At 43.4% G+C, this 13,532-nt stretch carries 9 protein-coding genes and 2 riboswitches; of the genes, 8 read left to right on the forward strand and 1 reads right to left on the reverse strand.

What is annotated here, in order from left to right; translation table 11 throughout:
• Nucleotides 1-1,008: a DUF3231 family protein gene (locus HUX68_RS16465; protein WP_174615812.1), complete on the reverse strand. Its 1,008-nt coding sequence runs from the start codon at nucleotides 1,006-1,008 to the stop codon at nucleotides 1-3.
• A 128-nt stretch (nucleotides 1,009-1,136) separates the two neighbouring features.
• Here HUX68_RS16465 and HUX68_RS16470 point away from each other — a divergent pair, with 128 nt between their 5' ends.
• From HUX68_RS16470 to guaA, 8 genes are all read left to right on the forward strand, one after another.
• Nucleotides 1,137-2,675 carry a spore germination protein gene (locus HUX68_RS16470; protein WP_174615813.1) on the forward strand — a complete coding sequence of 513 codons (1,539 nt, stop codon included), beginning with the start codon at nucleotides 1,137-1,139 and terminating at the stop codon, nucleotides 2,673-2,675.
• Nucleotides 2,676-2,678: 3 nt separating this feature from the next.
• Nucleotides 2,679-3,791 carry a GerAB/ArcD/ProY family transporter gene (locus tag HUX68_RS16475; RefSeq protein WP_174615814.1) on the forward strand — a complete coding sequence of 371 codons (1,113 nt, stop codon included), beginning with the start codon at nucleotides 2,679-2,681 and terminating at the stop codon, nucleotides 3,789-3,791.
• Nucleotides 3,778-4,950, forward strand: coding sequence for a Ger(x)C family spore germination protein (locus HUX68_RS16480; RefSeq protein ID WP_174615815.1), 1,173 nt, complete (start codon nucleotides 3,778-3,780; stop codon nucleotides 4,948-4,950). Before HUX68_RS16475 ends, HUX68_RS16480 begins: the two co-directional genes overlap by 14 nt.
• Nucleotides 4,951-5,165: 215 nt before the next feature.
• Nucleotides 5,166-6,662, forward strand: coding sequence for an amidase (locus HUX68_RS16485; protein ID WP_174615816.1), 1,497 nt, complete (start codon nucleotides 5,166-5,168; stop codon nucleotides 6,660-6,662).
• 318 nt (nucleotides 6,663-6,980) lie between these two features.
• Entirely contained in the window at nucleotides 6,981-7,943 is a 963-nt protein-coding gene (locus tag HUX68_RS16490) for an AAA family ATPase (protein WP_174615817.1), read from the forward strand.
• Nucleotides 7,943-9,214, forward strand: a complete 1,272-nt coding sequence (locus HUX68_RS16495; RefSeq protein WP_174615818.1) for a DUF58 domain-containing protein — start codon at nucleotides 7,943-7,945, stop codon at nucleotides 9,212-9,214. The genes HUX68_RS16490 and HUX68_RS16495 overlap by 1 nt, the downstream gene beginning before the upstream one ends.
• Nucleotides 9,211-11,412, forward strand: a complete 2,202-nt coding sequence (locus HUX68_RS16500; protein WP_174615819.1) for a transglutaminase TgpA family protein — start codon at nucleotides 9,211-9,213, stop codon at nucleotides 11,410-11,412. Before HUX68_RS16495 ends, HUX68_RS16500 begins: the two co-directional genes overlap by 4 nt.
• 37 nt (nucleotides 11,413-11,449) lie before the next feature.
• Nucleotides 11,450-11,551, forward strand: a riboswitch (purine riboswitch).
• A 290-nt stretch (nucleotides 11,552-11,841) separates the two neighbouring features.
• Nucleotides 11,842-13,374 carry a glutamine-hydrolyzing GMP synthase gene (gene guaA / locus HUX68_RS16505; protein ID WP_174615820.1) on the forward strand — a complete coding sequence of 511 codons (1,533 nt, stop codon included), beginning with the start codon at nucleotides 11,842-11,844 and terminating at the stop codon, nucleotides 13,372-13,374.
• A 3-nt stretch (nucleotides 13,375-13,377) separates the two neighbouring features.
• A riboswitch (purine riboswitch) is annotated at nucleotides 13,378-13,479 on the forward strand.
• Nucleotides 13,480-13,532: the final 53 nt, after the last annotated feature.

The raw sequence follows: 13,532 nt of genomic DNA on the forward strand, positions 1-13,532 counted from the left end.
CTATTTCGCCAATTCTTTTCGGTCAGCTGCCATCGGGGGCTGTTCCATCCAGCCATGGTTAATCATGATATCAGCCCCATCATCCGCATAATTGGCAATTTCTGCAATCAGACGTGTATATTGAGCACCAAGGTCATGTCTGGAACTCGTTGACATGGCAGTACCATATTGACCTATACCGGATGCGCTGAGCAGGGTAACAATGAACATCATACATTTTTCGGAGAATGGTGCTGTTGTTGAGTCGGTAACTTCTGAAGTCAGCAGAAAAGCTGAATCTGAAATGTATTCTTTACTTAAAATGGACTTAAAAACTTCTACTTGTTTGCCGGAAATATCACGGCCGCGTTCAAAATATTTTCTTACTTCTTTCGACTTGGCAACCTGACTGAAGGCGGTGATTAGCGCCTGTCCCAATGCATTTCGTTTGGAATTGTATACAAGGCTGGTGATTTCCTGGCCGAGCAAAGGACGTCGATCCCCGAACCACCCGGCCATAAAACTTTGTTTCTTCACAAAATCAATCTGATCAGGTTTTGGAAGATGCGGATCGCGAATATATATACCTTTTTCTTTTGCTAATTCTTTCGCCTTTATATGCAACTCCTGAAGATGATTAACGTTATCGTTGTAATAATTAATGACATCTGACGTGGAAGATACTACAAGTGAAAAATTATTCATGGTCAATTTAATCATCGACATATGCAAAAGATAATAAATATATAATTTGTCTGAGAATAATCGCGGTGCATCCAGGTTGACATCCTTATCGGTAAATCCTTGCGGTACAGGGTAGCCCTCACCACGGAAAAATTGCTGCAATATTTCTTTGTTTTTCTGTGATTTTTCAAGTGCAAAGGTCAATAAAGCTTCTGTTTGTTCACATTCAACATTTTGAAGAAAATAACGCAAACCGCAAATCGTCATTGTTTCACTTTGATAGGAATTCCAAAGCGAGGAAATTTCCGCAGCGGTAAGGGGAATATTACTGGTATGGTTCTCCACGTAAAGCTCATCTCCTTTTTCTAGTTATTACTATAGTGTGGACGCAAAGTGCCATCTTATACGGCTGTATAAAAAAAGGCAGAGTTGGGAAACAAAAGAGAAAGGATTTGTTGATAAGGGGGAGTGAAATGGGGTTCTTTTCCAGACGAAGCAAAAAGCAACAAGACAAACAGGAAGATTTCACGCTGGATGTCTATAAAGACCTTGATAAAAATATCTACAATCTCAAAGTAATGCTGGAGGAACCGAATGATCTTGTAATCCGTGAATTCACTGCAGGTCATACAGATCATAAATGTGCCCTTGTTTTTATGGATGGACTTGTCGACAAAAATCTGATCAACGATAATATCCTGAAAAATTTGCAGGTAATGGCTGAGTGGAAAGAACTTCCATCATCAAATACGAAATTATTTCACGATATCAAGCAGGAACTTGTTTCAATCAGTGATGTCAGTACCGGAAAAAATCTGGATGACGTGTCCAATGCACTACTTTATGGAAGCGCCATTTTATATGTTGATGGTGTCCGTAAAGCGATCATCGCGGATGTGAAAGGATGGGAAACACGTTCGATTGATCAGCCTCCATCCGAAACGATTATTCGCGGCCCCCGAGAAGGTTTTATCGAAAACTTCCGGACAAACATGGTTATGATCCGCAGATATATACGTGACCCGAATTTGCGTTTTAAAACGTATGATGTCGGCCGCCGTTCCAAGAAAAAACTTGCACTTACATATGTGGACGGGATTATCCACCCGGATCTTTTAAAAGAGGTGAAACGTCGGCTCTCCTCGATTGATATGGATAGTGCGCCTGAATCAGGCTATATTGAACAGTGGATTGAAGACAGCTTTTTGTCTCCATTTCCGCAAATGATGAATACAGAGCGGCCTGATGCAGTGGCAGAATCACTGCTTGAAGGAAAATTTGCCATCATCTTGGACGGCACGCCATTTGTATTGATTGCTCCCGCAACAATCGGAAATACATTGCAGGCCCCCGAGGATTATTATGAACGGTGGTGGATTGGAACGGGGCTGCGTATGCTGCGCTATTTGGCAGCATTTCTGGCAATGTTTGCGCCAGCTTTATACATTGCCCTTACCTCATATCATCAGGGGATGATTCCTACCAAGCTTGCTTTTTCGATTGCCGCGACACGTGAAGGGGTACCATTTCCATCTGTCGTGGAAGCCTTCCTGATGGGCTTTACCATGGAACTGCTGCGGGAAGCAAGTGTGCGGCTGCCAAAAGCAATCGGGCAGACCATCGGGATTATTGGGGGGCTGGTAATAGGTGAGGCAGCGGTTAATGCCGGGGTTGTCAGTCCGATAATGGTAATTGTCGTAGCGCTGACGGCAATCGCATCGTTCTGTGTTCCCGCCTACAGTGTTGCCATATCGTTTCGGGTGCTTCGTTTTGGCGTAATGATTGCAGCAGCCATATTGGGGCTGTATGGTATCATCCTTGCGTATATTATGATCAATATCCACATTGTCAATTTGAAAAGTATCGGTGTTCCGTATTCGAGTCCATATGCCCCGACGTTTATTCGGGATTGGAAGGACCTTGTGTTCCGGGCACCAATTCCGGTATTGACGAAACGTCCGGGTTATTTGCTGCCGAATGATAAAAAGTCTGCTGATAAGAAGGGGAGATGATGGATGGATCGGTTTGAGTACGGGGACGATAAAATTACCGACAAAGAGATTATGATTGCTATTCCCTCCATTGTAATCGGTGTTGGTGTCCTTTACCTGCCACGTTCACTTGCGGAAGGCACGATTGGCGCAGATGGCTGGATTTCCTTATTGGTAAGCGGGGGGATCATCACGTTTTTCACCTGGCTTACTGCCAGACTTGCCGCACAGTTTCCCGGTCAGGAATTTCTTGACTATGCGTCTAAACTAGTGTCGAGACCGGTGGGTATTTGTCTGACCTTGTTATTGACTGTTCATGGAATAATCATTACTGCTTTTGAAGTCCGTGCTATTGGGGATTTGGCCAAACATTACCTGTTTGCCCGAACCCCAATTGAAGTTATCATGTTGGCCTTTCTGCTCGTTGTAATCTATGCCGTTTCCGGATCACGAGCTGGTGTATTCCGTCTGAATATGATGTTTCTGCCGATTATTATCTTTATCACAATGGTTGTTATTTTGTTCACACTAGGCTGGTTTGATCATGGCAATCTGCTGCCGTTATTTCAAACCGACACAAGCGGCTATCTGTCTTCGTTTAATGTAAGTATTTTTTCCTGCCTTGGGTTTTGGATTCTTCTCTTTTATATGTCCTTGGTTAAACGACCCGGGAATGCACCTGCAAAAGCTGCACTGGGGATGATCCTGGTAGTGTTAATATATATGATACTGTTTATCGCATGTATTGCGGTCTTTGGCAATAAGGCAACCGCAAATCTGCTTTACCCGACAGTTGAGCTTGCCAAAGAAGTGGAAATTCCCGGAGGCTTTTTCGAACGATTTGAATCCGTGTTTTTTGTTATTTGGATCATGGCTATATTCAACACGTCGGCATTGGCAATGGATGCCTCTGTTTTTGCTCTGCAATCTATTTTTAAAAAAACTGCAAAACGAAAAATTATTATAATCCTTGCTCCGATTGTTTTCTTAATTGGTTTGGCACCGCAGGATATTACCGAACTTAGTGTACTTGGATCGTTTGTCGGCTACTATGGCTTGGGAATCACGATGTTCACAACACTTTTACTGTTGGCATTCGCAAAGCTTAGAGGGGTGACAAAACGTGGTGAAAAGTAGATTAATATGTCTGATAATAGCCGGTATATCGGTTATGCTGCTGGCGGGGTGCTGGGATCGGGTGGAAATTGAGCAGCGCGGCTTTGTGCTTGGAGCAGCAATTGATATAGCGGAAGAACAAACGGATGATGAACTTCAGCTTACATTAACGGCGCAGATTGTTGTACCATCGGGACTTGGTACTCCAACCGGTGGGGGCAGCAAAAAGAAGGCTTATATGAACATTTCGGCAACAGGACACAGTTTATTTGCGATTGAGCGTGAATTAGCCCAAAAAACGAGTAGGTCACCTTATTTTCAACATTTAAAGATGGTTATCATCTCTGAAGATGTAGCCAGTAAGCCGAATTTGTTTTCTAGTTTGATGGATTTTTTTATTCGTGACCATGAAATGCGCAGAGGGAACAGGGTTATTATTATGGACGGAAGGCCAATAGAAGCACTCGAGGCAACTTCTGATAATGAGAACATCCCGACTATTTATATTGAATCAATGATGGATAACAGTTTTAAAAATGCTGATGTGCTGACGCCGTTGCGGGTTGGTAAAATTCATGGTTATTTGGTCACGGAACAGAGTTTTGTCATTCCAAAAATTGAAATGAAAGGTAACAGGGTAAAATATGAAGGGGGGGCAGTTTTTAATGGCGGAAAAAATCGTGTTGTTGGAACTCTCAATTCCAAAGAATTAAAGGGTATGAATCTCATCACAGGAAAAATACAGGGCGGGCTGATTAAGACAGAATTGAATGAGCATCTGACCACAACGGAAATCTTACGGACAAAGAGCAATATGAGCATAACAAGTTTGCAGCAAAATAACGTTAAAGCTTCAATTAAAATCGATTTATCCGGAAAAGTTGCTGAAACGTTCAGTTCAATAGATGTGGCAAACAAGCGAAATTTAGAAAAACTTGAAATGAAGACGGAGCAAAAAATAACCAAACTGGTAGAACGAACCGTGGAGAAAGCACAGCAGGATTTGCATACAGATGTACTTGGTGTTGAACAGCTTCTGAAACAGCATCATTATGATTTTTGGAAAAAAATAAAAGATAACTGGGACCATGGCAAAAATTATTTCACAAACAGTGATATTACGGTTCAAGTCAATGTGAATATTCGAGCAACAGGAGGAGTCGATCAGACCAGCGATTGAGGTGAATAAGATTATGTGGCAGACTATTTCAGAAAGAATTCCTGGAACGTTGGGAATCATATGCACGATTTTGACAGTTGTTATTCCGCTTACTATCGGTAAAATAAATCAGGAATTGCATAAATATGGGGATCCTCCGTGGAAGGAGAAGAATTGACTGTCTGGAATCGTTTTGCGTGATACAATGAAGATATCTTTTCATTGGAGGGAATACGATGGATTCCAGAACCTATTTATCCATGGATGCTACGGAAATGGCCGAACAGGTCAGGCAGCAGCAGGCACATCCGTCTGAATTAGTTGATGCCGCTTTTATGCAGCTGGAAAAAGTTAATAAACTGTTGAATGCAGTTGTCCATGACAGGCTTATACAAGCTCAAAAGGAAGCGGCTGTGGTTGCTGAGGGCCAGCCATTTTCCGGTGTACCTATTTTGCTAAAAAATATCTCGCAAGCAGTTAAAAATGAGCCACTGACTTCAGGTTCCATATTGATGAAGGAGTTTGTCAGTGACCATGACTCCCATCTGGTTAAAAAAATTCGTGATGCAGGATTTCTGCCTTTAGGTCATACCAATACACCTGAGTTTGCACTGAAAAATATAACTGAACCTGCTTATTATGGCCCAACACGAAATCCATGGAATCCGGATTACTCACCGGGTGGTTCGAGTGGAGGAGCGGCTGCAGCAATTGCATCCGGAATTGTTCCAATGGCAGGTGCGAGTGATGGCGGTGGATCGATTCGAATTCCGGCTTCCTTTACAGGGCTTTTTGGTCTGAAGCCGACAAGGGGGAGAACACCAGTCGGCCCTGGTGCGGGACGGGCCTGGCAAGGAGCAGCGATTGATTTTGCATTGAGCCGAACAGTAAGGGACAGTGCGTCAATGCTTGATCTGCTGCAGGTAATCCAGCCGGAAGCGGCATTCCAGACGCCGCTTTTTCAGGAAAAGTATGTTGATCATATGAAAAAGTCATTTGAAAAACCTTTACGGGTTGCTTTTTCGACTGAATCTCCTGTTGGCACACCTGTTTCCGAGGATGCCCGGGCAGCGGTTGAAAAAATGGCAAGGTGGCTGGAACGACAAGGACATTACGTGGAGGAACAGGAAAATAATGTGAATGGTGTCAAACTGATGAAGGATTATTATCTGATGAACAGTGGTGAAATGTCTTCCGTTGTAAAACAGTTGGAAGCATCACTGGGTCGGCAGCTCACTGCAGATGACCTGGAAATAGAGTCGTGGATGCTGAATAAAGCCGGGGAATCGATATCAGCGGCAGAATTTTCAGCCAGTCTTGCCTCATGGGATACTGCTGCAGCAAAGATGGCAGCTTTTCATGAGTCGTATGATTTTTATATTACACCTGCTACAGCATTTACAGCGCCAAAAGTGGGGGAACTGACACATTCGCCTGAAGAGCAGGAGCGAATGCGCGAGGAGATGCGGGAGTCCGACAGCAGTGATCAGCAGAAGTTGATTTATGAGATGTTCCTGCCAAGCCTGACATATACCCCCTTCACACAACTGGCAAATTTAACAGGTCAGCCAGCTATGTCACTGCCAATATATGTATCTGATAAAAACATGCCGCTCGGTGTCCAGGTGATGGCTCCAAAGGGAGAAGAACATAAGCTTTTGCAGCTGGCATGTCAGACAGAGCAGTCTGATATTTGGCAAGGGCTGGACGGAAATCCGTATTTCAGCGGTTAAGGTCCAGCCGCACCCGTCTTACCGCAATATGTATAAAAATCTTCCAAACCATGTATACTGGCTGATAACCAGTTTTCTTTTTGTACTTTATAGGTATTTTTTAGTATGATAAAGATAGCTTTATTTTCATAGGCAGTTACGAAAGTATAAAATCCTTTCTTACTGCATAAGTGCAACTATGGCTGTCACCCAATGGCTTGGTGACAACCAAGTTTTCTAAATTATCTAGCAAATTATAACAACTTAAAGGCTGTTGGATTGTCAGATTGATTGATGACCAGTTCCAGCCTCATAGTGGTGAGGAAGGGGAACAATCGCATGATGCAGGAGAAAACGTTATATAATGAGCGTATTGAAAAAGTATTAACGAATATAAATAGTGTAATAGTCGGCAAGGAAGAGGAAGCAGCATTAAGTTTGATTGCGCTGCTGGCGCAGGGACATGTGCTTTTGGAGGATGTACCTGGGGTCGGTAAAACGATGCTTGTCAGGGCATTGGCAAAATCATTGGATTGTGATTTCAGAAGGATCCAGTTTACACCTGACTTATTGCCGTCAGATGTTACCGGTGTATCCATCTACAACCCGAAAGAATTGGAATTTGAATTTCGCAGCGGACCGATCCTCGGAAATATTGTACTAGCTGATGAAATAAACAGAACATCCCCCAAGACACAATCAGCACTATTGGAAGGAATGGAGGAAAAAAACATTACCGTTGATGGCAACACCATTCCATTAAAGCGGCCGTTTTTTGTGATGGCCACGCAAAATCCGATCGAATATGAAGGCACGTATCCGCTTCCGGAGGCCCAGCTTGACCGCTTCATTCTGAAATTGAACATGGGTTATCCTACACCTGAACAGGAGTTGCAGATGCTTGGTCTTACATCAAAACACCATCCAATCGAATCTATCTCCGCTGTTTTGACCAGAGATGAACTCATTACCATCCAGGAAGAAGTGCAAAATATTTATATCGATCAGAACGTACAGCAGTATATTATTAATCTTGTACAAAAAACCCGCCACAGTAAATCTATTTATTTAGGAGTCAGCCCACGGGGTTCAATTGCTCTCATGAAAGCAGCAAAAGCGTATGCATATATGCATGGACGGGATTATGTTCTTCCGGATGACGTGAAATATCTGGCTCCATACGTGCTGGCCCACCGGGTAATCCTGAACTCAGAGGCAAAATATGATGGATTAACAAGCGATCAGGTCATTCAATCGATTGTTGGGGATACACATATACCGATTCGGAAGGAATTTGGTTGATGAGTGAACGCCTGAAATTTGTCGGGAAGCTGCTTTCTGTTGTTTTTCTGATACTGGTGCTTTTTTCGTATGCCATGTTCCAGGGCGGGTTCACCAGCTGGTTTTTGTTTTTTGGCTTTTTGCCTATCTTCCTTTATCATCTAGGGTTGTTATTGTATCCAATTCATAAATGGCAGGTTACCCGCCACTTTTCCCGGAATGTCGTTCGTACAGGTGATAACGTTGATGTCACCGTAAAAGTAAAACGCTCGATGCCATACCCGCTTTATTTCTGTATTTGTGAAGAAATTTTTCCGGATACCTTGCAGCGGACAAAAGGGAGTAATGAGTCCTACCGTTATTTGAACGAGCCCGACCGGATGCATGTCAACCGGAGTATTAAAAAAATTGTGTTTCCGGGTTTCCGTCGTGAAATTGAATTTCCATACGTGCTGCAGCAGGTGCCCCGCGGTGAACACCAGCTGAAGTTTATCCGCATCCGCGTCGGAGATGTGTTTGGTTTTGTTAAAAAAGAGCATACCTTCCATGTGAAAGATCAGGTTGTCGCATTTCCTGATAAGCGGAGCGTTCATATGAATGAAACTTTCAGCAGTTTCGAGCAGGGATCGATTTCCTCCTACGCACTGAACCTGAAAAATAGTAATGTTGCTACAGGTGTCCGGGAGTATGAACCCGGTGATAAATTTTCTTGGATAGATTGGAAACAAACCGCTAAGAAAAATAATGTCATCACCAAAGAGTTTGAGCAGGAGAAGAGCACGGACACAATGGTTGTGCTGGACGCATGTGATTATGAGGGAATTAATAAGCTTGCTTTCGAAGCGGCAGTTGAATTGACTGTATCCATGCTGGAATATGTTCGCAAGCAGGCATCACAGGTCAGTTTTTTATCAGTTGGAGGGAACGCGGTTTTCTTTCCAATGCATCATGATCCGATCAAAGCGGATTCCATTCGCAGGCACCTGACCAGGATTCAGCCGGACGGAGGGACTCAGCCATTTTCAATGAAGCTGCAGGGGGAATTGCCAAAGGTCCCCAAAGGATCGAACATCATCATGCTCACGACTCATTTTGATGACGGATTTATGGAAATGATTCAAAAGACAAATCAACAGGCGAAGCAGGTCATCGTTCTGTTTATCCAAGGGTCCGCTTTGATATCAGACAGGGAGCATCAGATCATTCAGCAGCTTCGTCTGGCCGGAATTGTAATAAATGTGCTTACGGAAAAGCAATTGGTCCACAATGCCACCGAGGTGAGTGTGTCATGAATACGAAAATCCCAATCCTATATACTATCATTCTGTATATTTGCGCATTTGTTCTGTTTTTGGAATGGTTATACCCGATTAATGTAGTTGGGGATGTAAACAATTTAACCGTTTTTATTCTGTTTACGTTATTCTGCTTTTTTATCTCGATTCTTCAGCTCCATTGGCTGCTGTCCATGTCATTAAAAGGAATTGGTCTGATTTTTATCATTGACTCCCTGTTTTTGACAGGTACTCCTTTGAGCAAGCCTTGGGTTACACAGTTGTTTACGGAAATCGGTTATAATCTTAATGCGTTATTTTCCGAACAGTGGTATGAACTGACCCCGCTTTTCCGCAGTGTACTGTTCCTGATCCTGATTTGGTTGATGAGCTATCTGCTTCAGTATTGGTTTATTGTCATGAAACGAATTTTCCTGTTTATTTTGCTTACGTTTATTTATTTGACCGTTTTGGATACATTTACGGTTTACGATGCGGATATGGCAATTGTTCGCACATTTGTCGTGTCGTTTATCGCACTTGGAATGACAAGTCTCTTTAAGGAAATTGATCAGGAGGAGATCCGTTTCTCCTGGATGAAAAAGCAGACGGTTTGGATTGTGCCGCTGGTACTTGTGGTGATGTTTTCCACGTTGGTCGGCTACGCTGCGCCAAAGTTTGACCCGCAGTGGCCTGATCCTGTTCCATTTATAAAGAGTGCGGCTGACAATGCTGGAGGGCCAGGTGATGGCTCGTCTGTCATACAAAAAGTCGGATACGGAAACGATGACACAAGACTTGGTGGATCATTCGTACAGGATAATACCCCGGTATTCCAGGCAGTTGCTGAAGACAAGAATTACTGGCGGGTTGAAACAAAGGATATCTATACCGGAAAAGGTTGGGTTAAGTCACAAAATTTAAGTTACTCAAGGCAGAATCCGGATAATTTCGCACTGGAAACATTTGCCGACAGTGTCGAAACGGAAGAATTTGAGGCTGAAGTGAATTTTCAAGGTGACAGTGGTATGGAAAAGCTGATCTATCCATATGGTATCGAAGAAGTAACGGCTGAAAAAGATGATGTGAATTACTTGCTGGAATCTGGTTCTGGAGAAATCCGAACCGAGATTGACGATGAAGGGGTAAAGTTGAATCATTACTCTATTATGTATGATAAACCGACATTTGCCATCAATAAGTTACGCAATGCCAGTATGGAGGATCCATCATTTATTGATGAACGTTATACACAGTTGCCTGATTCGCTTCCTGGACGTGTGGGCGATCTTGCCAAGCAAATAACATCAGATAAGGATAACCGTTATGACAAAGCACAAGCGGTTGAATCGTATTTCAACAGCAATGGTTTTGTCTATCAGACGACAAATGTACCGATACCTGATAAGGGAGAAGATTACGTCGCTCAATTTTTATTTGATTCAAAAGCGGGCTATTGTGATAATTTTTCCACCTCCATGGTTGTTTTGCTCAGAACGCTTGATATTCCGGCTCGCTGGGTAAAAGGCTTCACAGGGGGCGAACAGGTCGGCAGCACGGATAACGGTAAAAATGTCTACGAAATAACCAACTCAAATGCGCATTCATGGGTTGAAGTTTACTTTCCGGAGATCGGTTGGGTTCCTTTTGAGCCAACACAAGGTTTTTCCAATTTATCGGATTTTGAGCTGAATCTTGATAATGAGACCGCAACCAGAGGAACCGAACAGTCGACTGGAAGTGATAGCCAGCAACAGCAGCAACAAAGACAGCCTGAGCCGATTGGCCCTCAGCAACAGCAAAACGACGCCGGAACAAGTGCAGGTAACAGTACGGCCGGATCAAATGTGAATTGGTGGAGTGTGTTGCTTATCTCTGCAGTCGTGCTGCTCGCGGCATATATTATTTACCGGACGAGGTTGCATTGGCAAACACTGTTTGTAATGTTGAAATACAACAGCAAAAGTGATGCGAAGACCTATCAGGAGGCCTATCATCTGTTGTTAAAGGTATTAGAAAAAAATGGTCTTTCGAAAAAGCCTGACCAGACATTGCGGGAATATTCACAGCGCATTGATTACAGGTTCCAAACCGACGCGATGGGACGTTTGACAAGCCATTATGAACGAATTCTCTACAAGAATGAGACGGACAATAAGGAAGCAGCTGAATTAAATCAATTATGGAAATATTTAATAAAGCGTGTAAAGGCTTGACCTTGCATCACTTGGTTAGTAGAATAAAAATTATTAAAAAACGACATAAATCGCCATTCGTATATCCTCGATAATATGGTTCGAAAGTTTCTACCGGTGCACCGTAAATGCACTGACTATGGAGGCGGAATATCTGTTGGCAATTGTCCCGGATTTTCTGCCTTTATGCAGCTTAAGTGCCGCATGCAAGGAGGGAATTCGGGCTTTTTGATGTGTGGATCCGCTTATTAGGTTAGAGGCTGAGTCCGTTTGAAAGCGGAAATGCCGAACTCGGGAGAGAAACACTCAAACTCGGGAGAGAAGCACTCGAACCTGGGAGAGAGATACTCAAACTCGGGAGAGAAGCACGCAGACGGGAGAAATACGACGTTTACCGAGCATACTATCCATTTCGGGCAAAGAATGCGATTAAAGATAGGAGCGTATGGTATGGACAATCAAATGATTTTAGTGCTGGATTTCGGAAGTCAGTACAACCAGCTAATTACAAGAAGAATCCGCGAGCATGGGGTATATAGTGAATTGCACTCACACAAGCTGACTGCTGATGAAATCCGCGAGATGAATCCAAAGGGGATTATTTTGTCCGGCGGCCCTCATAGTGTATATGACGAAAACAGTTTCCGTTGCGATGAAAAGATTTTTGATCTGGACATTCCTGTACTGGGTATCTGTTACGGGATGCAGCTGATGGCCTTACATTACGGCGGTGAAGTTGCCAAGGCAAAAAATCGTGAGTATGGAAAGGCTATGATTGATTTAGCTGATAACCCGGTATTGTTCCGGGACACACCGGAACAGCAGTCTGTCTGGATGAGCCATGGTGATAAAGTGTTGAAGGCGCCTGATACATTTCAGGTTGATGCGACCAGCCCATCAACCCCAATCGCAGCCATGAGTAAACCGGATGAAAAGCTCTACGGGGTTCAGTTTCATCCGGAAGTCGGTCATTCCGAGTATGGCAATCATCTGTTAAAACAATTTGTATTTGATGTGTGCGGATGCACTGATTCCTGGACGATTAACAACTTTATCGATATGGAAGTTGATAAAATCCGGGAAACAGTTGGTGACCGGAAAGTTTTGTGCGCACTTAGCGGCGGCGTTGATTCATCTGTTGTAGCAGCCCTGATTCATAAAGCAATCGGTGATCAGCTTACATGTATTTTCGTGGACCATGGACTTCTTAGAAAAAATGAAGCGGATGACGTGATGAAAGTATTTGCCGATGATTTTCATATGAATATTATCAAGGTGGATGCTTCCGAACGATTTTTATCCAAGCTGGAAAATGTGGATAACCCGGAACTCAAACGAAAAATTATCGGAAATGAATTCATTTATGTTTTTGACGATGAAGCGGCCAAACTGACGGACATTGATTTTCTTGCGCAAGGTACACTGTATACGGATGTCATCGAGAGTGGTACAGATACAGCGCAAACAATAAAATCACACCATAATGTCGGCGGTCTTCCGGAAGATATGCAGTTTGAACTGATTGAGCCATTAAATACGTTGTTTAAAGATGAAGTCCGTGAGCTTGGGACACAGTTGGGGGTTCCTGATAGCATTGTCTGGCGGCAGCCGTTCCCGGGACCTGGACTTGCCATTCGCGTGTTGGGCGCAATTACGGAAGAAAAGCTATCGATTGTCCGTGAATCTGACGCTATCCTTCGTTCAGAAATTGCCAATGCTGGACTGGAAAGGGATATTTGGCAATACTTTACCGTGCTGCCGGATATCCGAAGTGTTGGTGTAATGGGTGATGCCCGGACATATGATTACACAATCGGCATCAGAGCGGTTACTTCAATCGACGGTATGACCTCTGACTGGGCGCGGATTCCATGGGATGTTTTGGAAAAAATTTCAACACGAATTGTTAATGACGTTGAACACATCAATCGTGTTGTGTATGATGTTACGAGCAAGCCGCCGGCAACAATTGAATGGGAGTAGTCCAAATAAAATAATAAGATATTGCGTATAATTTTGGGAATTTGGCCTGAGAGTTTCTACCGGACCGCCGCTAACGGTCTGACTACGCAGAATCCATTGAGCATGACCACCATTCTCAATGGATCAATTTCCACAAAAGTTATGCAGTACTCTTTCAT

Source organism: Virgibacillus ihumii, assembly GCF_902726655.1.
Lineage (GTDB): Bacteria > Bacillota > Bacilli > Bacillales > Amphibacillaceae > Lentibacillus > Lentibacillus ihumii.